General features: G+C 52.8%; 18 protein-coding genes and 2 tRNA genes. 11 read left to right on the top strand and 9 right to left on the bottom strand.

Translation table 11 applies throughout. The features are described from left to right. Positions 1 to 27: 27 nt before the first annotated feature. Complete coding sequence (locus ACTHTS_RS06420) at positions 28 to 753, bottom strand: 16S rRNA (uracil(1498)-N(3))-methyltransferase (RefSeq protein WP_440369556.1); 726 nt, start codon at positions 751 to 753, stop codon at positions 28 to 30. Between the two features lie 164 nt (positions 754 to 917). Here ACTHTS_RS06420 and ACTHTS_RS06415 point away from each other — a divergent pair, with 164 nt between their 5' ends. Beyond that, positions 918 to 1,706 (top strand): inositol monophosphatase family protein, encoded by a 789-nt coding sequence (locus tag ACTHTS_RS06415; protein WP_003684681.1) that lies wholly within the window; start codon positions 918 to 920, stop codon positions 1,704 to 1,706. Between the two features lie 264 nt (positions 1,707 to 1,970). On the opposite strand, the gene ACTHTS_RS06410 is transcribed toward ACTHTS_RS06415, so the two are convergent. Next, positions 1,971 to 2,438: a YchJ family protein gene (locus ACTHTS_RS06410; protein ID WP_440369555.1), complete on the bottom strand. Its 468-nt coding sequence runs from the start codon at positions 2,436 to 2,438 to the stop codon at positions 1,971 to 1,973. Between the two features lie 163 nt (positions 2,439 to 2,601). On the opposite strand from ACTHTS_RS06410, the gene ACTHTS_RS06405 reads away from it, so the two are divergent. Continuing rightward, on the top strand, positions 2,602 to 3,450 hold the full coding sequence (locus tag ACTHTS_RS06405; protein ID WP_440369554.1) for an RnfABCDGE type electron transport complex subunit B: 849 nt from the start codon (positions 2,602 to 2,604) through the stop codon (positions 3,448 to 3,450). Between the two features lie 155 nt (positions 3,451 to 3,605). On the opposite strand, the gene ACTHTS_RS06400 is transcribed toward ACTHTS_RS06405, so the two are convergent. The 4 genes from ACTHTS_RS06400 to ACTHTS_RS06385 all read right to left on the bottom strand — a co-directional run bounded on the left by ACTHTS_RS06400 (position 3,606) and on the right by ACTHTS_RS06385 (position 8,308). Next, a tRNA-Lys gene (locus tag ACTHTS_RS06400) sits at positions 3,606 to 3,681 on the bottom strand. Positions 3,682 to 3,740: 59 nt separating this feature from the next. Next, the gene (apbC, locus tag ACTHTS_RS06395; protein WP_440369553.1) at positions 3,741 to 4,820 is read right to left on the bottom strand and encodes an iron-sulfur cluster carrier protein ApbC; all 1,080 of its coding nucleotides are present in this window, start codon (positions 4,818 to 4,820) and stop codon (positions 3,741 to 3,743) included. A gap of 161 nt (positions 4,821 to 4,981) precedes the next feature. Continuing rightward, complete coding sequence (gene glyS, locus ACTHTS_RS06390; protein ID WP_440369552.1) at positions 4,982 to 7,045, bottom strand: glycine--tRNA ligase subunit beta; 2,064 nt, start codon at positions 7,043 to 7,045, stop codon at positions 4,982 to 4,984. A 168-nt stretch (positions 7,046 to 7,213) separates the two neighbouring features. Further along, complete coding sequence (locus tag ACTHTS_RS06385; RefSeq protein ID WP_440369551.1) at positions 7,214 to 8,308, bottom strand: FAD-dependent oxidoreductase; 1,095 nt, start codon at positions 8,306 to 8,308, stop codon at positions 7,214 to 7,216. 311 nt (positions 8,309 to 8,619) lie between these two features. Here ACTHTS_RS06385 and ACTHTS_RS06380 point away from each other — a divergent pair, with 311 nt between their 5' ends. Continuing rightward, positions 8,620 to 8,841, top strand: coding sequence for a cell division protein (locus tag ACTHTS_RS06380; RefSeq protein ID WP_440369550.1), 222 nt, complete (start codon positions 8,620 to 8,622; stop codon positions 8,839 to 8,841). Between the two features lie 113 nt (positions 8,842 to 8,954). Here ACTHTS_RS06380 and ACTHTS_RS06375 read toward each other — a convergent pair whose 3' ends face one another. Both ACTHTS_RS06375 and glnE read right to left on the bottom strand, forming a co-directional pair. Next, positions 8,955 to 9,467 carry an SH3 domain-containing protein gene (locus tag ACTHTS_RS06375; protein ID WP_440369549.1) on the bottom strand — a complete coding sequence of 171 codons (513 nt, stop codon included), beginning with the start codon at positions 9,465 to 9,467 and terminating at the stop codon, positions 8,955 to 8,957. Between the two features lie 90 nt (positions 9,468 to 9,557). Then, positions 9,558 to 12,242, bottom strand: a complete 2,685-nt coding sequence (gene glnE / locus ACTHTS_RS06370; protein WP_440369548.1) for a bifunctional [glutamate--ammonia ligase]-adenylyl-L-tyrosine phosphorylase/[glutamate--ammonia-ligase] adenylyltransferase — start codon at positions 12,240 to 12,242, stop codon at positions 9,558 to 9,560. 128 nt (positions 12,243 to 12,370) lie between these two features. On the opposite strand from glnE, the gene ACTHTS_RS06365 reads away from it, so the two are divergent. From ACTHTS_RS06365 to coaD, 3 genes are all read left to right on the top strand, one after another. Continuing rightward, positions 12,371 to 12,646: an oxidative damage protection protein gene (locus ACTHTS_RS06365; protein ID WP_003682648.1), complete on the top strand. Its 276-nt coding sequence runs from the start codon at positions 12,371 to 12,373 to the stop codon at positions 12,644 to 12,646. 163 nt (positions 12,647 to 12,809) lie between these two features. After that, the gene (locus tag ACTHTS_RS06360; protein WP_440369547.1) at positions 12,810 to 13,496 is read left to right on the top strand and encodes a Bax inhibitor-1 family protein; all 687 of its coding nucleotides are present in this window, start codon (positions 12,810 to 12,812) and stop codon (positions 13,494 to 13,496) included. A gap of 106 nt (positions 13,497 to 13,602) precedes the next feature. Beyond that, positions 13,603 to 14,115, top strand: coding sequence for a pantetheine-phosphate adenylyltransferase (gene coaD, locus ACTHTS_RS06355; RefSeq protein WP_003682645.1), 513 nt, complete (start codon positions 13,603 to 13,605; stop codon positions 14,113 to 14,115). Between the two features lie 47 nt (positions 14,116 to 14,162). Here the strand turns inward: coaD and ACTHTS_RS06350 are convergent, their stop codons facing one another. Then, positions 14,163 to 14,723, bottom strand: coding sequence for a hypothetical protein (locus tag ACTHTS_RS06350; RefSeq protein WP_440369651.1), 561 nt, complete (start codon positions 14,721 to 14,723; stop codon positions 14,163 to 14,165). Between the two features lie 204 nt (positions 14,724 to 14,927). Here ACTHTS_RS06350 and ACTHTS_RS06345 point away from each other — a divergent pair. The 5 genes from ACTHTS_RS06345 (at position 14,928) to ACTHTS_RS06325 (ending at position 17,880) form a co-directional block, all read left to right on the top strand. Then, a tRNA-Phe gene (locus ACTHTS_RS06345) sits at positions 14,928 to 15,003 on the top strand. Between the two features lie 188 nt (positions 15,004 to 15,191). Then, complete coding sequence (locus ACTHTS_RS06340; protein ID WP_440369546.1) at positions 15,192 to 15,866, top strand: glutathione S-transferase family protein; 675 nt, start codon at positions 15,192 to 15,194, stop codon at positions 15,864 to 15,866. A gap of 129 nt (positions 15,867 to 15,995) precedes the next feature. After that, positions 15,996 to 16,703: a tRNA (adenosine(37)-N6)-threonylcarbamoyltransferase complex dimerization subunit type 1 TsaB gene (gene tsaB / locus ACTHTS_RS06335; protein WP_440369650.1), complete on the top strand. Its 708-nt coding sequence runs from the start codon at positions 15,996 to 15,998 to the stop codon at positions 16,701 to 16,703. Beyond that, positions 16,700 to 17,143 (top strand): ribosomal protein S18-alanine N-acetyltransferase, encoded by a 444-nt coding sequence (rimI, locus tag ACTHTS_RS06330; protein WP_440369545.1) that lies wholly within the window; start codon positions 16,700 to 16,702, stop codon positions 17,141 to 17,143. The genes tsaB and rimI overlap by 4 nt, the downstream gene beginning before the upstream one ends. Then, positions 17,137 to 17,880, top strand: coding sequence for a uracil-DNA glycosylase family protein (locus ACTHTS_RS06325; protein WP_440369544.1), 744 nt, complete (start codon positions 17,137 to 17,139; stop codon positions 17,878 to 17,880). Before rimI ends, ACTHTS_RS06325 begins: the two co-directional genes overlap by 7 nt. Positions 17,881 to 17,887 lie beyond the last annotated feature (7 nt).

Below are 17,887 nucleotides of genomic sequence, written 5' to 3'. Positions count from 1 at the left end.
TGAAAATATTTTCAGACGGCCCGAACTTTATGCAAAATCGCCCCAAAGCGTCTGCATGGCGGCGATGGCCGCAAGTGAGGCGGTTTCGGTACGCAACACCCGTTTGCCAAGCGTAACGGATTGAAAACCGGCATCAAATGCCTGTTGCTCTTCCTTCTCCGTCCAGCCGCCTTCCGGGCCGACCATAAACACGACCTTGCCGGATTGAGGCTGAACATCGCTCAGGTTTTGTGCGCGGTTCAAGCTCATTAACAGTTTGGTTGTTTCCTGCGGCAACTGCTGCAGAGCCTGTGCATAAGTCGTCAGTGGCAAAACCTTCGGCACAATATTGCGGCCGCTTTGTTCACACGCCGAAACGACTATTTCCTGCCAACGTGCCACCCGCTTTTCAGCGCGTTCGCCGCTCAAGCGGACGACACAGCGTTCGCTGATGACCGGGCGAATTTCTGCCACGCCCAATTCCACGCTTTTCTGCAAAGTGAAATCCATGCGCTCGGCGGAGGATACCGCCTGTACCAACGTAATGTTCAGCGGCGATTCGTTGTCCGTTACCTCTTCACGCAAAATCCGCACGCTGGCGCGGCGTTTTTCTAAAACTTTGGGCAAAGCCGGATATGCCTTGCCATTGCCGTTGAACAACACGATTTCTTCCGTGTTTTTCACGCGCAATACATTCAGATGGCGCACCACATTATCAGGCAATTCGACCACGCTATCGGGGCTTAAGGCAAAATCAACATAAAATCGGGGCATGGTTTCCTGCTTTATTCATGTATATAATTTGAACTTTCGTGAACGAAGTTGAAACACGGCAACATACACTTGCCTGCCTGATTTCGATTTCATCCACTATAATTTGAAAACTTCCCGAATTTTAATCCGCTGTCACGCAAAACTGCAAAAAACAAGGATACGCCGTGCTATACCGTTTACAGAAAGTCGTCCGCCACATCGCCCAAACCGAAGTCATGCCGCGTTTTCTGAACACGCCGTCACGACGCAAGGAAGACGGCTCGGTTTTGAGTGAAGCGGATTTGGCCGCACAAACCGCTTTTGCCGCCGCCCTGCCCTTATTGGAGGATTGTCCGATGTTGGGCGAGGAGATGAGCGTTCAGGAGCAAACCCGTTTGTGGAACGAACATTCAGACGGCCTGTGGATTGTCGACCCTATCGACGGCACAAACAACTTCGTCAACGGTTTACCGCATTTTGCCGTATCCGTCGCGCTGGTTAAAAACGGCCATGCCGAATTGGGCGTGATTTACAATCCGGTCAGCGGCGAATGTTTCTATGCCGAACGAGGCAAAGGCGCGTTCCTCAACGGCACGCCGCTGCCGCTGCGTTCCGAAAACAAAAAACTCAATGAATCCATCGCAGGCGTAGAAATCAAATACCTGCGTTCGGGCAAACTCGCCAGCCGCATGAATACCCTTGCTCCATTCGGCACAATCCGCAGCATGGGCAGCAGCACGCTCGACTGGTGCTACCTTGCCAGCGGCCGCTACGATATTTATATCCACGGCGGACAAAAGCTGTGGGACTACGCTGCCGGCGCATTGATTTTTGAAGAAGCCGGCGGCTGCCTGACCACTTTGGAAGGCGACGATTTTTGGAGCGGCGAACATGTATTCAAGCGTTCCGTCATCGCCGCATTGCAACCCGAGCTGTTTCAACAATGGGTGAAATGGATTCGAGAAAATCAGTAAAAATACCGTTTATCTTCAAAAAATCACGATTATCTTGCAACTTATTGAAATTATTTCACTTCTTAACAGCATTTAATACTAAAAACGGTAGAATATTAATCGCTGACACAACACCGCTCTTTCATCCCTTTTGGGCGGTGCAGCAAGTAAGACGTTTTCCCGCAATGTATTGGCCATTCATACTTCTCCCTTAGTATGAATGGTTTTTTTTATCTGCAAAAACAGCTCAGGCCGTCTGAACGTTCAGACGGCCTGTTTACACTACTATTTGAAAAACTGTCCGCAGCACGCCTTAAACTTTTTGCCTGAACCACACAAACAAGGCTGTTTCATAGTCGGCAAAGCAACGGTCGGATCAATAAAGTACCAACGCCCGTCTATTTTCACAAACGCCGACAATTCATGATGGCACTCAGTTTGCCCGTTCTCTTCAAAATACGCCTCAAACTCGACCAAAGCATGCAGCTTGCCAAACGGCACATGACGGATAACCTTCAATCCCGACCACTGCGTCTGCTTACTCCACGACTCCAAATCCTGCTTGTCCAACAAATTCTGCTGCGCAGGGACAGTCGTGTCCACGATATAGTCGATTTCCTGTAAAACATACGCGCTGTAACGCGAACGCATCAACTCTTCCGCCGTCAAGGCCGCCACCTCACACGCATGAAACGGTGCGCAACATTCCGTATAAACACGCCCCGACTGACAAGGGCAAAGTGTAGCCGTCATTTCTAATTACCCGAATAAATCCATTTCAAAATTATAACGCAAACCCGGCTCAGGCCGTCTGAAAACGAGCGTAGCGAGTTTCGCTAAAATAAGCAAAGCGGGTTTTGCCAAAATAAACGCAACAATCTGATATAATGCGCCTTTTCGATTTTGACTATCCATAATGACCATTCCCATCCAAAGCATCAGCCGCCTGTTGCCGCAAACCCAATGTCGTGAGTGCGGCTATGAAGGTTGCCTACCCTATGCGCGCGCCCTGTCGGCAGGAGAAGCGCCGGTAAACCTGTGCGCGCCGGGTGGGGAAACCGTCATGAAAGACATTGCCGACCTGTTGGGCAAGCCATACCTCGCTCCGGCAAAAACACAAATCAAAGCCGTAGCCCTGATTGACGAAGCCGTCTGCATCGGCTGTACCGCCTGCATCCGCGCCTGCCCTGTCGATGCTATTATGGGCGCGTCCAAACTGATGCACACCGTCATCAGCGACGAATGCACCGGTTGCGGCTTGTGCGTTACCCCATGCCCCGTCGACTGCATCGACATGGTTCCCGTATCGCAGCCCTTCCTGCCGTCAGCACGCCGTTTCAGCACATCTGCCGAACCGCGCTTTGCCGCCGCCGAACACGCACAAAGCCGTTTTGAACGCCATACCGCGCGCAAACAACGCGATGATGCCGAACGCAAAGCCCTGCTGGCGCAACGCGAAGCCGCCGTCAAAGCCAAACAGGCCGCACAGGCGCAAACCCAAATAGCCGCAACAAGCGCCGCATTCAACCCCATGGATTTGATTGCCAAAGCCATGGCCAAAGCGCAATCACAACAGGACAAACTCGTCTCCTCCGACAACCGCGAAGACTTCAAAGCGCGTCAAATCGAAGAAGCCAAAGAACGCGCCGAACTGCGCCGCGCCCAACGTGATGCCAAATACGGCAACGAAGCCGAAAAAGCCGCCGCCATCGAATTTCTGCGCCGCTACAAAGCCGAGCAGGAAGCGGCCAAAGAAGCGCGCTGATTTCCAAAACAACAAACCATTCCTATAAAACTTCAGGCCGTCTGAAAATATCTTTCAGACGGCCTGATGCTTGATATGCTATGAATTGTTTCAATAACAAAATCCTAAACTCCAAACGCAAAAAACCTGCTTTTTTCAAAGCAGGTTTTCATATTTGGTGGGTCGTGAGCGATTCGAACGCTCGACCAACGGATTAAAAGTCCGCTGCTCTACCGACTGAGCTAACGACCCGATAAGCTGTGTATTATAGAGATGGGGCACACAGCTGTCAACAACTTTTTTAAACTTTTTTATTCGACGACGATTTTCGGGAAGCGGCTGCTGAAGTCTTTGCCTTTATCGGCAATAGCCAGCGCGATTTGGAATGCGGCTTCGGTGTAGATGTCGGCGATGGTTTGGTTGTTTTCAAACAAAGCTGAAGATGTGCCGCTGTCCATGGCTTCGCGTACAGGCAGGCTCAACGGAAGCTGGCCGAGCAACGGTACGTTCAAACGCTCTGCCAAGTTTTTACCGCCTTCTGCGCCAAAGATTGCTTCGGCATGGCCGCAGTTGGAGCAAATATGAACAGACATGTTTTCCAAAACGCCCAAAATCGGGATATTGACTTTGTTGAACATATCCACGGCTTTGCGTGCATCAATCAGGGCGATGTCTTGCGGCGTGGTAACGACAACGGAGCCGGTTACGGGGATTTTTTGCGACAGGGTCAATTGGATATCGCCAGTACCGGGCGGCAGGTCGATGAAGAGATAATCGACATTGTCCCACTCGCTTTGGAACATCAGCTGTTGCAATGCTTGGCTGACCATCGGGCCGCGCCAAACGACGGCTTGGTCGGTATCGACCAGGAAACCGATAGACATTACTTGAATGCCGCTTTCGGCTTCAACGGGAATCAGTTTTTTGTTTTGTTGGTCGGGTTTGCGGTCTTGTACGCCGAGCATGGTGGGCTGGCTTGGGCCGTACAGGTCGGCATCGAGTACGCCGACGCGTGCGCCCATTCTGGCCATTGCGGTGGCAAGGTTGGCAGTGGTCGTTGATTTGCCGACACCGCCTTTGCCGGATGCAACGGCAATAATATTTTTCACGCCTTTGATGGTCGCCACGCCGGGTTGGACTTTGTGCGTACCGATTTCGGTATCAATACTCAAATGAATATGCGTGTCGCCAGTATGGGCCATGACGGCTTCTTGGAGGACGTTGGCAATGTCTGCGGCGATATGGGCAACTGGGAACGCGAATTTCAGGCCGATATGCAGGCCGTCTGAACGCTCTTCAAGGAGTGTAACGGCTTTTTCGCTGCCCAAAGTACGCATTGTATGGGGAATCAATACGGCATCGAGTGCGGTTCGGATGGCTGGGATATTCATAATCTGCCTCTTGAATGTGGGAAATTGTTTATGTGCGCGATTTGTCGTGCGACAAATCTGCTGAATTATACCCTTGAACGCCATGCAAGGGATACGCCCGAAAAACTTCAGGCTGCCTGAATCATCGGGCAGCCTGAAAAAAGGTCAACTGAAACGCGGCCTTATTCGCTCAAGAGCGCAATGTCGGCAACTGCGTTCATTTGTTCTGCCAAGCGGTTCAGCAGGTTCAAACGGTTTTGCTTCACGGCGGCATCTTCAGCCATTACCATCACGCCGTCGAAGAATGCATCGACTTGCGGCTTGACGGAAGCCAGCTCGGACAAAGCAGTTTGGAAATTGCCTTCGGCAACGGCGGCGGCAATTTTCGGCTGCAAACCTTGCGCGGCAGCATACAGGGCTTTTTCTTCGTCTTGTTGCAACAGGCTTTCGTTAACCGCGCTCAACTCGGCATCGGCTTTTTTCAGCAGGTTTTGTACGCGTTTGTTGGCTGCGGCCAATGCGGCGGCTTCGGGCAGCTGTTTGAACGCGGCAACGGCCTGCAGTTTCGCCACTACGTCGTCCAAACGGCGTGGCTGTTTCGCCAATACGGCGGCGACGATGTCTTGCGGATAATCGTTTTGCAATAACACGGCCAAACGCGCCTGCATGAAGTCGGCAGTTTCAGACGGCGTTTTCTCGTTGAGCAAACCTTGCGGGAAGCTGTTGAAGGCCGTCTGAATCAGTTCGTTTACGTCCAAACCGTACTGCATCAGCATACGCAGAATACCCAAGGCGGCGCGGCGCAGGGCGTAGGGGTCTTTGTCGCCGGTCGGAATCAGGCCGATGCCCCAAATGCCGACCAAGGTTTCCAGTTTGTCGGCCAAAGCAACGGCGGTTGCCACTTTGCCCTCTGGCAGGTTGTCGCCGGCAAAACGCGGTTGGTAGTGCTGCTCGATGGCTTCGGCGATTTCTTCGGTTTCGCCGTCCAAGCGGGCGTAGTATTTGCCCATAGTGCCTTGCAATTCTGGGAACTCGCCGACCATTTCGGTTACCAAGTCGGCTTTGGCCAAACGTGCGGCACGCTCGGCTGCGGCGGCATCCGCGCCCAATGCTTTGGCGATATGGGCGGCGATGCTTTGCAGGCGTTCGATGCGTTCGGCCTGCGAACCGATTTTGTTGTGGTAAACCACGCTGGACAATTTCGGCAGGCGGCTTTCCAAAGTCGCTTTTTGGTCTTGTTTGTAGAAGAACTCGGCATCAGACAGGCGCGCGCGCAAGACGCGTTCGTTGCCTTGGATGATGTGTGACGGGTCTTCGGTTTGTAGGTTGGACACCAGCAGGAAGCGGTTCATCAGCTTGCCGTTCTGGTCGAGCAGCGGGAAGTATTTTTGGTTTTGCTGCATGGTCAGAATCAGGCATTCTTGAGGCACGGCGAGGAAGTGTTCTTCAAAACCGGCTTCCAATACCACAGGCCATTCGACCAATGCAGTCACTTCGTCCAACAATGCTTCATCGGCGGCAACGGTCGCGTTCAGACGGCCTGCCTGCTCGTTCAAGGCCGTCTGAATGGCGGCTTTGCGTTCGGCAAACGAGGCTTCTACTTTGCCTTGCTCGCGCATTTGTGCGGCGTAGCTGTCGGCATTTTTGATGGTGATTTCGCCGCTGGAAAGGAAGCGGTGACCCAATGTTTTGTTGCCGCTTTGCAGACCCAAAACGCTGACGTTTACGATGTCGCCGCCGTGCAGCACGATCAGGCTGTGTACAGGGCGCACGAAGGTAAATGTGCTGCTGCCCCAACGCATGACTTTAGGAATCGGCAGTTTTTTCACTGCGGCATTGATGATGTCTTCCAAAAGTTCGCCCAATGATTTGCCGGTTTGGACGTACTCGTAGGCGTACACGTCTTGCTTGCCGTCGTTGATGATGGTCAGGTCTTCGATTTTCGCACCCGCACCGCGCGCAAAACCTTCCAAAGCCTTAGTCGGCGCACCGTCTTTCATGGCATTTGCCACGGCCGGGCCTTTTTTCACGATTTTTTGATCGGCTTGAACGGCTTTCACGTTTTTGACTTGAACGGCCAAACGGCGCGGAGAAGCGTAGGCAGTGTATTCGGCTGCGCCGTCAATCAGTTGCGCCTTTTCCAAGCCTTCGGCAACGGAAGCGGCAAAGTGGTCGCCCAGATTATTGAGGGCTTTTGGCGGGAGTTCTTCAGTGAGAAGTTCGATTAAAAGGGTTTGGGTTGTCATGTGCTTATCGTTAAATAGGAAATTGGTTTGGCGTCTGAATACGGCATCATGCGGTTTTCAGACGCAAGGTTAATTGAATTGACGGCGATTTTATCATTTTCAGACGGCCTGTGGCTGTCTTTCACAAACAATTTGCCCGATTTTCAAGCAACTTCGTCCGCAACGGCTTCAATTTGCGACGCGGATATACGGCAAACCGCTGGTTTCGTCGTATTCGGGAATGTCGCTTCCGGCAAACAGCGCGCCGGCCAAACGCACGGCCGCACCGGTAACGGCCGGAGAAATCATAAAGCCGTGGCGGAACAGGCCGTTGACTTCAATCAGGCGGCGTTCGCGGTTGAAGCGGATTTCGGGATTGTGGTGGTTTAAAGTCGGGCGCAGGCCGGTGGCCAGTTCCAAAAGATTCGCCTCGCCAAATGCCGGATGCACGGCATACAGCGCAGACAAAAGTTCCAAACCGGAACGCACGCTTGCCGGCGCTTGGCTTTCACTTTCAATTTGGGTCGCACCAATCACAAAAATATGGTTTTCCTTCGGCGCGATATACAAAGGATAGCGCGGATGCAGCAGGCGCACGGGGCGGGACAACTCGATTTCAGGGGCGTAAACGCGTGCCACTTCGCCGCGAACGCCGCGCAACACACTTTCAGACGGCCTGTTCCACGCTGCTTTTGCGCCATAACCGCGGCAGTCGATGACCCAATCGTATTGCGCCGCCAAATCTTCGACTTCGCGTTCGCACGACCAATGACACGCTACATTCATTGATTCCAAAGCATCGGCAAGCGCATTCAATACCTGCCGTCCGTCCAACTGCCCTTCTGTCGGCAGGTACAGGCCGTCTGAAAACCGCCCTGCCAGTTGCGGTTCGTTTGCCGCAACTTCATCCGCGTTCCAACGTATGGTTTCATGTTCCGCCACACCGCCGCGCTTCAAATGACGGGCAAACTCGGCAGAAAGCGGCTTGTCCTGCGTGTGCCAGACAATCAGGCTGCCGTTTTCCTGCATCATCACCGGCGTATTCAGACGGCCGACAATCGCGCGCCAAAGCGCGATGCTTTGTTTGCCCAAACGGATGACTTCGGGCGTTGCCTCCACCGCTTCGGCAGACGGCGCCAACATGGCCGCGGCAACATAAGCGGCGGCTTGCGCGCCGTTGCGTTCGCCTTTCTCAAACAACTCGACCGAAATGCCCTGCTCTGCCAGTTGGAACGCCATCAGACGGCCCGACAGACCGCCACCGAGTACCGTAACCTTAGACATCAGTTTCTCCTTGTTTTTAATATATAAATAAGCAGCATATTTTAGAACTTGTTTTGCTATATCACAATATCGACACAAAATGAGAACAGTTTTTGCATATCATGCTCAAACTGAATCAGTAATACGCAAACCAAAATCTTCCCTCCGCACTAGACAGTTAACCGCTTCAAGCTGCCAATCAACTTTCATAAAAATATCTTCCTTACATAAAACCTACTATAATACCATCTTTTGACATATTTACATTCACTCAGCATCATTGCACCGCTGATTGGCTTTGATGCACCCATTTGATTTTATAAGGAATAATGATGAAAAGCTTGGGCAGTACTTTATTTATCCTCGGCGTATTGGCATTCGGTTTGAATTATATGAACGCCGTCCCAAAAGTCTTGGCCTGGATTTACGAATGGGGCGAAGATACCGCCATGTGGATTAAAGCAGGCATTATGTGCAGTGGCGCTTTACTGTGGTTGACAGACAACTTCCTTGAAAAACCTGCAGAGACAGAGATAGAACAGGAAGAAGAATAAATGCCATAAAAGGCCGTCTGAAAAGTTTCAGACGGCCTTTTTTATATCTTCGGCAAAACAGTACCTACTTTATGTCCGAAAGTATGCCTTAATTGAATAAATTGCTTGCTTTATTACTCCATGCGTCGAAGTTGACTTTTATGGATATAACCCTGAATCGAAACATGATGACCATACTCGTCTTTTTCTGTGTAAGCTCCCTGATTGCTGTACCACAACCAGTCGCCTTTTCTGAAGGCTGGGGCGATCTGTACACGTGTTCCGTTTGGGAGTGTTTTGATGATTTCGCCTTGCCTGATCGGTTCTTCGGGGTAGCTGTTGTTACGGATGTTTGCCGATCCGTCAGGGCTGGCGACAACATAATTGTGCACGATAAAGCCTTGGCTTTGATGGACGTAGCCTGTACGGATTCCGTCTAATTGAATATGAAACCATTTACCCTGTTTACTGAGTATTTTATGTTTTTTGCTTTCATAATCCAATACGGTCATGATTTTGCTGCGTGTATCAGGAGCAGCACGAACGTTTGCAGAGCCATCGCATTCGGTATAAGGCAACAAATATTCAGCAGCTTGGGCTGCAGCCGACGACAGTACAACCGTTAAAAACAGTGCCATTTTCTTCATGGTTGGTTTTCCTTATATGTTTAGAGTGAGTTTGTTGTGGCGGTAAATTGTGTTGCCGTGCAGGCTTTTGACGTTGAATACGCCACCTGCTTATCCGAACTTCACTTCTGCCCCAAATACTTCCTGCCACAGTTTTCGCACGTTGCCGTAATGGGTCAGCAATTCGTTCGTCACTTCGGTTTTTTTGGCATCGCGCAGTTTGGTGTTGTGTTGCTGCTGGCGGTAGAAGCGGTAGGCGGTGCGGCTTTGTTCGGCTAGGGTTTTGTCGATGAGGCCGCAGTCGGCAGCGATGTTCAATAGGGCGATGTTGCCGTAATTATCGAGGAGTTGCGGATATTGGCGGGCATGGGCAAGGATCAGATATTGGACGATAAATTCGACATCGACCACGCCGCCGCGCGCGTATTTGACGTTGCTGTCGGCTGGAGGATGAGTAGGGAACATTTTTTCGCGCATTTCGATGATTTCGCCTGCTAAAACGGTTTGGTCGCGTTCGGCAGTCAGCATTTCGGTGCGTATGCGGTCAAAGGCCGTCTGAACATCAGGCGTACCGCAGATGAAACGGGCACGGGTAAGGGATTGATGTTCCCACGTCCAGGCGTTTTCGCGCTGGTATTTTTCAAAGGCGGCGATGCTGTGGGCGAGGAAACCTGCATCGCCGTTGGGGCGCAGGCGCAGGTCGGTTTCGTAGAGGCTGCCTGCGCCGGTGGCGGCGGAAAGCCAGTTGGTCAGGCGGCGGGCAAGGCGGCTGTAAACATCGCCTGCATCGGGATGTGGGTCGTCGTAAAGATAGACTAAGTCGAGGTCGGAGGAATAGCTGAGCTCTTTACCGCCCAGTTTACCGTAGCCGATGATGGCAAATTGCGGCGTGTCGCGGTGTTTTTTGGGCATATCCGCCCACGCACACTGCACGGCGGCGGCGAGGATAGTGTCGGCAAGTGCGGAGAGTTGATCGGAAAGTGATTCAACTGTCCACAATTCGGCAAGGTCTTGAACGGCGAGGCGGAAGACTTGGGCGTGTTGGAAATGGCGCAGAGTATCCATTTGCGCTTCGGTGTCGCCGCCGCAGGCTTTAAGGTCGTTTGAAAGCGAGACGGCGAGTGTCGGCCAGTCAAACGCGGTATCCAAAAGCTGGGCGCTGATGAGTTCGTCCAGCAGAATCGGGTATTTGCTCAGATACGCCGCCACCCATGAGCTTTGGCTCATGATTTGTGCCAGGTGCGCCAAGGTTTGCGGATGTTCGTTGAGGAAGGCGAGATAGGCGGAGCGGCGGCTGATGTTTTCGAGGAAGTCAAACAGCCGCATTAATGTGTCGGTCGGGTTGGGTTGCTCGGCCGCCGCCTCTACTAACAACGGCACAATGGCGTCAAAACGCGGCTGGGCGTGTGCGGAAAGGTGGCGGTATTTATGGCCGTTGCGGATTTGGTCGAGCCGCGTGGCGATGGTTTCGGCATCAAACCCATATTCTTTCAGACGGCCTAGCCGTTCTTCTTCATCGGGTTTTTCCTGCCATGCCCATTGCCATTCGCTGTTGTCTTGCGTTTGTTCTTCGGGTTCGCTCAAAATTTCGTTGAACAACTGATTGACTTTGCTCCGATGAACGTTGAGGTCGTCTGAAAAGGCGGCGTAGCTGTCGAAACCCATGCTTTCGGCGAGCAGTTGTTGCTGTTCGGGCGAGGTGGGCAGGGTTTGGGTTTGCTGGTCGTCCCAGTATTGCAGGCGGTGTTCGACATCGCGCAGGAAGCGGTAGGCGGCAAGCAGGGTTTCGACGTTTTCAGACGGCATGATGCCCAGCTCGGCAAGTTTCTTCAGCGTTTCTTGCGTGCCTTTCAGTTGCAGCGCGCGCATTTGGCCGCCGCGTATCATCTGGAAAATCTGGGCGATAAATTCAACTTCGCGGATGCCGCCCGCGCCGAGTTTGATATTGTCCGCCATGCCTTTTTTGCTGACTTCGCTGCGGATTTGGCGGTGCAGGTTGCGCATTGCCTCGTACGCGCTGTAATCCAGATATTTGCGGAACACAAAGGGGCGCACCAGCGATTTGATGTCGTTCGGATACGGCGTAACCACGCGACCTTTGCACCACGCGTAGCGTTCCCATTCGCGACCCTGCGTAATCAAATATTGCTCCAGCGCGGTTTCGCTCAAAACCAGCGCGCCCGAATCGCCGTCCGGCCGCAGCCGCATATCGACGCGGAACACCTGCCCGTCGGCGGTGATGTCGTTCAGCAGCGCAATCAGTTTCTGCCCGACTTTGGTGAAAAACTCCTGATTGCCCCGTTCGCGCCTGCCGTCTGTGTCGCCAGACTCGGGATAGATGAAAATCAAATCGATGTCAGAAGACACGTTCAACTCATAGCCGCCCGCCTTGCCCATCGCCACTACGCTCAAATGCTGCGGCGATTTCGTATAACGCCCGATCGGCGTACCGTACATGTCCTGATAATAGGCGTAGGCGAAATCCAGCGCGGTATTAACGGCAAAATCGGCAAACAGCGTAATCGTGCGGGTTACTTCGTTCAAATCGCTGATGCGGTTGATATCGCGCACGATAATCTGCGATACGACATAACGACGCAACTCGCGCAACTGCCGCGCCAATTCCTCCTCGTTTTCTTCCGTGCGGATTTTGTCCCAATCGGCAAAAGCTTGAAAATCAGCTTCGGTCAAAACCTTGTCCAACATGGGCAGGAAGATTTCGGGCTTGAGTTTGCCGGAATCAAGGTTGCGGGCGAGAAAAAGGGAATAACGGCGGGCAGTATCGAGGCGGTTCATAATCTTTGCCTGAATAAACAGAAAAGACCATCATAGCAAGGTTTCAGGCCGTCTGAAACCCACGCTTTCCCCTATCCGTGCAATCGGCTAAAATACCAACCTTTGCAACCCCACATAAGGAAACCGCCATGACCCGTATGGTTCACTGCGTCAAACTCGGCAAAGAAGCCGAAGGCATGAAATTTCCGCCGCTGCCCAACGAATTGGGCAAACGCATTTTTGAAAACGTTTCCCAAGAAGCATGGATGGCTTGGACCCGTCACCAAACCATGCTCATCAACGAAAACCGCCTAAGCCTTGCTGATCCGCGCGCACGCGAATACCTTGCCCAGCAGATGGAACAATACTTCTTCGGCGACGGAGCAGATGCCGTACAAGGCTATGTTCCGCAAGAGCCTAAATAAGCATTGAAAAGCCAAGGCCGTCTGAAACCCGATTTTCAGACGGCCTTTAAAATTCCCGATTGCCCCGCATATTAGGCAAATAGAACAGATAAATCATACAAACCCATGATTCTCTGTTAAAATCCAAATTTCATTCATTTCAATCCACACTGGAGCAAACGCCATGCAAAACGACGTTTACGACTATACCTCGCAAGGCTCGGTTGCCAAAAATACCGTCCTGCAAAAAACCTACCGCCTGCTCGGCCTGTCTTTCATTCCTGCCATTGCCGGCGCGTTCTTTTCCGCCAAAACAGGCTTTAACATTTTCGCCATATTCGGTTCATACTATGTTGCCCTGGCCGCCTTCTTCGGCTTTTTCTACGGCATGACCTTCCTGATTGAGAAAAACCGTTACAGCAACGTCGGCGTAGCCCTGTTGATGATCTTCACTTTCGGCATGGGCCTTGCCATCAGCCCTATGTTGCAATACACCCTGTCTATTAATAACGGCGCGCAAATCGTCGGTACAGCCGCCGCCATGACCGCCGGTGTATTCTTCACCATGTCCGCCATGGCGCGCCGCACCACAATGAACATGAACAAACTCGGCAGCTTCCTCGGTGCCGGTGCGATAGTGCTCATGATTGCCGTTGTGGCCAACATCTTCCTCAACATCCCAGCCCTGAGCCTGACCATCGCGGCCGGCTTCGTTGTCTTCAGTTCCCTGATGATTATGTGGCAAGTTCGTGCCGTTATCGATGGCGGTGAAGACAGCCACATCAGCGCGGCGCTGACCATCTTCATCTCCATCTACAACATTTTCAGCAGCCTCCTGAGAATCCTCATCTCTATTAGTGGTGACGACTGATAAAGCCGCAAAGGCCGTCTGAAATTTCAGACGGCCTTTTTGATTTTTGACATCACCGGCAAACTCCCCTATCCTGAACGTACACAAACCCCATTCCCAACCTAAAATGACCACGACCACTCCGCGCCGTGCCGTGTACGCAGGCAGCTTCGACCCTCCCACCCTCGGCCACCTGTGGATGATACAGGAAGCCCAGTCCCTCTTTGACGAACTCATCGTCGCCATCGGTACCAATCCCGAAAAGCGCAGCACCTACACCATAGAAGAACGCCGCGCCATGCTCGATGCCATTACCCACCCCTTCCCCAACGTCCGCATCAGCGTGTTTGAAAACCGCTTTTTGGTCGATTACGCCCGCGAAGCCAACGCCAATTTCATCGTCCGCGGCATCCGTTCCTCCGCCGACTACGAATACGAACGCTCAATGCGCTACATCAACAGCGACATCGCCCCCGAAATTTCCACCATATTCCTGATGCCGCCGCGCGAAATAGCCGAAGTGTCCTCCACCATGGTCAAAGGCTTGGTCGGCCCACAAGGCTGGCGCGACATGATAGGCCGCTACCTCCCCGACCCCGTCTATCAAAAAATCCTGCAAGACCACGAAACAAATACATAAAACAAAGGCCGTCTGAACATTTCAGACGGCCTTCCAATTTCCATTGATTATTTACGGGCAGACATCAATGCCTGCAGGTTTTGATTCAACGTTTCCATGTCCAACCAACCGGCGGCAATAAACAGCATCAAAATCACCGTACCCACACACAACACGCCGAAACCATACAACAGATAACCCACCAAAACACGGCCTACCGTCGCATTCCCCATCCACATCAAACCGCGTACCTGCACCACAAAAACCCAAGCCTGCCACAACAGCGCAAACGCAGCCAACGCCGGCACATACAACACCAGCAACAGCGGCAGCAGCAAAGCCTCAGATACCAAAATAAAGCCCCACAAAGGCAGTTGGGGCGCACCGTAATAATGCAGCACCTTACGCATCGAGCGGCTCAACACCAACCATTTCACAATCACCAAAATCACCGACAGGCACACCGCCGCCGCGCCACTGCCAAACAAAGGCGACATGCTGGCCGCGTTCACCACCCCCAACAGCAGCAACACCGCCGCCATCACTAAAGGCGAATACAAATACGTCTCCGGCGAACGATAGCGCAAACGCAAAACATCCCACATATCACGAACAAACACATACAGCATGGCATAAATCCAAAGCAAAAAAGCCGATTGTATCTTAGGCCGTCTGAAAATCAAACCGGCAAACCTAAAAACTGCCAATTAAAACGAAAAATAATTCAATACAAAACAAAATCTTAATTTACCGCCTCAAAAATAAAGCCTGCAAACGCTTGCACAAGGCAACAAAATTTGGTTTAATTCACATCTCGCGACGAAACACGCGAAGGCCAGATAGCTCAGTTGGTAGAGCAACGGATTGAAAATCCGTGTGTCGGCGGTTCGATTCCGCCTCTGGCCACCACAAACCGCCTTGAAGCGGTTATTTTTTTATCTAAATTTTATTCAAAACTAACCATACACCAAAATATCCTATCCATCTGTTGTTGGTATCTATAATTTCCCCACTCCATCACATTATTCTTGCAAATACGCCGATGCCTGCCAAATCAGCATAGACGGCCTCAAACAAACCGATATCTAAAGCCCCTCATGATTACCCTACATTCGCTCGACCAATCCCGCGCCCTGCGCATCGTTTGGCTGCTTGAAATCCTCGGTACACCCTACCGCCTGCAAACCTACCGCCGTCATCCCGACACTTTACTCGCCCCTGACGAACTCAAAGCCATCCATCCCTTGGGCAAATCGCCTTTATTGGATGATGACGGCTTTATCTTGGCGGAAAGCGGCGCGATTACCGACTATCTGATTCAAACCTACGGCAACGGCCGTTTGATGCCCGAACGCGGCAGCCGCGAATACTGGCAATATCAACGCTGGCTGCATTATGCCGAAGGTTCACTGATGCCGTTATTGCTGCTCGGACTGGTATTTCGCCGGATTGAAAGCGCGCCCATGCCGTTTTTCGTCAAACCGATTGCCCGCAAAATCAGCGGCAGCGTCAAAAGCAGCTTTATCCATCCGCAAGCCGCGCTGCATCTTTCCCATATCAACAACGAGTTGGAAAACCGCGAATGGTTGGTCGGCAACAGCCTCAGCGGTGCCGACATCATGATGAGCTATCCGCTGCAAGCCGCGGCCGACCGCTTCGATTTTGCCGATTACCCCAATATCCGCGCTTATTTGCAGCGCATCGAAGCGCATGAAGCCTACCGCCGCGCCGTTGAAAAAGCAGGTTCGCCTTTATTGAAACTCGACAAATAAAACAAGGCCGTCTGAAACATTTTCAGACAGCCTGAAACCTTGGTTCACTTATCGAATAGCTTTGCGGCAAACGGCGTTTTTACCAACGCGCCGCCCGAATGCTTTGTTCCCCCTCGCCGTTCCACTATAATGGCAAACCATATCCTTCTAAAAAATAACACCATGCCAACCGACAACCGCCCGACTCTTGCCATCGACACCAGCACATCCTTTCTGTCCATTGCATTGGAACATCAAGGCGAAATCCGCCTGTTTCACGAAAACGTCGGCACCAAGCAATCCGAACAAATCCTGCCGCAAATCGATCGCCTCTTTAAAGAAGCGAGTATTACTGCCGCCGATTTGGGCTGCATCGTTTATGCACAGGGTCCCGGCGCATTTACCGGCCTGCGTATCGGCGCGGCGGTTGCACAAGGTTTGGCCACACCGTTTGACACGCCCATGATCGGCATTCCCTGCCTCGATGCCGCTGCTTCGCTGTTGCCGCCATCCAGCTGCGTACTGGCAGCCACCGATGCGCGCATGGGCGAAGTGTTCTACGCATGGTTTAATACGCAAAACCACGTCCGCTTGAGCGATTACACGGTTGGCAAAGCCGTCGCCATTACCGCGCCCGAAGGCCAAACGCCTACCGGCGGCATCGGCAATGCCTTTGCCCTCGCCGACAAACCGCCTTTTGACGGTCAAGCCGATATGCCGACCGCCGCCGACTATCTTAAACTTGCCCGCAGCGGCCGCTATCCTGCTATTGACGCGGCACACGCCGAGTTGCTCTACGTCCGCAACAAAATTGCCCTGACCGCGCAAGAGCAAGCCCAACAAAAGGCCAAACCGTGAACCTGCGCCCAGCCGTACTTGCCGACTGCCCCGCTCTTGCCACCATCGACGCACAAGGCAATCCCTCGTCGTGGACGGCGCAGCAGTTTGAATCGGCGGTTCAACACCATCCCGACAGCGTTTGGCTCAGCCAGACCGACCACCAAATTACCGGCTTTATCGTGTGGCAAACCGTGTTTGACGAATCCGAGCTACACCTGATTGCCGTCGCGCCCGAATACCGCCGCCAAGGCATTGCGTCCGCCCTGCTGCAACACTGGCAAAATGCAGTGCAACAGCAAGGCACAACCCGATTGCTGCTCGAAGTCCGCGCAAGCAATGAAACCGCGCAACAGCTCTACCGCAAACACGGCTTCCAAACCTGCGGCCGCCGCAAAAACTACTACGCCCTGCCCGACGGTGGCAGCGAAGATGCCGTATTGATGGAGAAATCATGTTAAGCAGCCGCTATCTGCACCTGCACGAAGCCTTGGGTTTGGGCCCGATGTGGCTGAACCGAAACGCCAAAATCATCCATGCTGCGCCCGTCCGCCCCAAAACCATTGCCGCCGATACCGCGCAAGCCGTGCGTACTTTATCCGCAGGTGCCCATCAGGCACGCACTGCCGCCATTGCCACTGCGCAAACGGCCAAACCTGCTGTCCGCGTTCCCGAAGCTGCACCCAAAGCCATCGCCGAAACACCGGCAAAAACAGAAAAAGCCACGCATTCAGACAATCTGCCCCGCCTTGAAGTAACCATCAGGCCGTCTGAAATCATGGTGGTCAGCATTTGCCCGTCTACCGAAGACAGCCTGCACGGTACGCTGTTTAGCGGCGACGTCGGCACGCTTCTCGACAACATCCTCGCCGCCATCGGCCTCAAGCCCGAGCAGGCGCACAAAACCGCATGGGTCAAAACAGCGCCCGTATTTACCGCCCTCCCCGATGCCGAACACATCCGCTCCGAGCTTGCAGAAATGCAAAACGAGCTGACTGCATCGCAAGCGCGCGCAGTATTGTTCCTCGGCAAAATCTTCGACAGCCCCGACATGATCGGGCTGATGAACGAATTGTGCGCAGAGCGGCCGCATTTCGTCATTCCCCACCCTGCCCGCCTGCTGATGCAGCCGCAACTCAAAGCTCAGGCATGGCAAATCTTAAAGCCATTGAAACAGCTTTTGTCCAAGGCCGTCTGAACATTCT

Source organism: Neisseria sp. P0019.S003 (genome assembly GCF_051957115.1).
In the GTDB taxonomy this organism is placed as follows: Bacteria; Pseudomonadota; Gammaproteobacteria; order Burkholderiales; family Neisseriaceae; genus Neisseria; species Neisseria flavescens_D.
Note: the sequence above shows the minus strand (reverse complement) of the source record. Positions and strands in the feature narration are given on the sequence as shown.

Excerpts from the sequence above, each read along its gene's own strand:
- ACTHTS_RS06420 (WP_440369556.1), bottom strand. The coding sequence starts at position 753 with ATGCCCCGATTTTATGTTGATTTTGCCTTAAGCCCCGATAGCGTGGTC.
- ACTHTS_RS06410 (WP_440369555.1), bottom strand. The coding sequence starts at position 2,438 with ATGACGGCTACACTTTGCCCTTGTCAGTCGGGGCGTGTTTATACGGAA.
- ACTHTS_RS06405 (WP_440369554.1), top strand. The coding sequence starts at position 2,602 with ATGACCATTCCCATCCAAAGCATCAGCCGCCTGTTGCCGCAAACCCAA.
- apbC (WP_440369553.1), bottom strand. The coding sequence starts at position 4,820 with ATGAATATCCCAGCCATCCGAACCGCACTCGATGCCGTATTGATTCCC.
- glyS (WP_440369552.1), bottom strand. The coding sequence starts at position 7,045 with ATGACAACCCAAACCCTTTTAATCGAACTTCTCACTGAAGAACTCCCG.
- ACTHTS_RS06385 (WP_440369551.1), bottom strand. The coding sequence starts at position 8,308 with ATGTCTAAGGTTACGGTACTCGGTGGCGGTCTGTCGGGCCGTCTGATG.
- ACTHTS_RS06380 (WP_440369550.1), top strand. The coding sequence starts at position 8,620 with ATGAAAAGCTTGGGCAGTACTTTATTTATCCTCGGCGTATTGGCATTC.
- ACTHTS_RS06375 (WP_440369549.1), bottom strand. The coding sequence starts at position 9,467 with ATGAAGAAAATGGCACTGTTTTTAACGGTTGTACTGTCGTCGGCTGCA.
- glnE (WP_440369548.1), bottom strand. The coding sequence starts at position 12,242 with ATGAACCGCCTCGATACTGCCCGCCGTTATTCCCTTTTTCTCGCCCGC.
- ACTHTS_RS06365 (WP_003682648.1), top strand. The coding sequence starts at position 12,371 with ATGACCCGTATGGTTCACTGCGTCAAACTCGGCAAAGAAGCCGAAGGC.
- ACTHTS_RS06360 (WP_440369547.1), top strand. The coding sequence starts at position 12,810 with ATGCAAAACGACGTTTACGACTATACCTCGCAAGGCTCGGTTGCCAAA.
- coaD (WP_003682645.1), top strand. The coding sequence starts at position 13,603 with ATGACCACGACCACTCCGCGCCGTGCCGTGTACGCAGGCAGCTTCGAC.
- ACTHTS_RS06350 (WP_440369651.1), bottom strand. The coding sequence starts at position 14,723 with ATGCTGTATGTGTTTGTTCGTGATATGTGGGATGTTTTGCGTTTGCGC.
- ACTHTS_RS06340 (WP_440369546.1), top strand. The coding sequence starts at position 15,192 with ATGATTACCCTACATTCGCTCGACCAATCCCGCGCCCTGCGCATCGTT.
- tsaB (WP_440369650.1), top strand. The coding sequence starts at position 15,996 with ATGGCAAACCATATCCTTCTAAAAAATAACACCATGCCAACCGACAAC.
- ACTHTS_RS06325 (WP_440369544.1), top strand. The coding sequence starts at position 17,137 with ATGTTAAGCAGCCGCTATCTGCACCTGCACGAAGCCTTGGGTTTGGGC.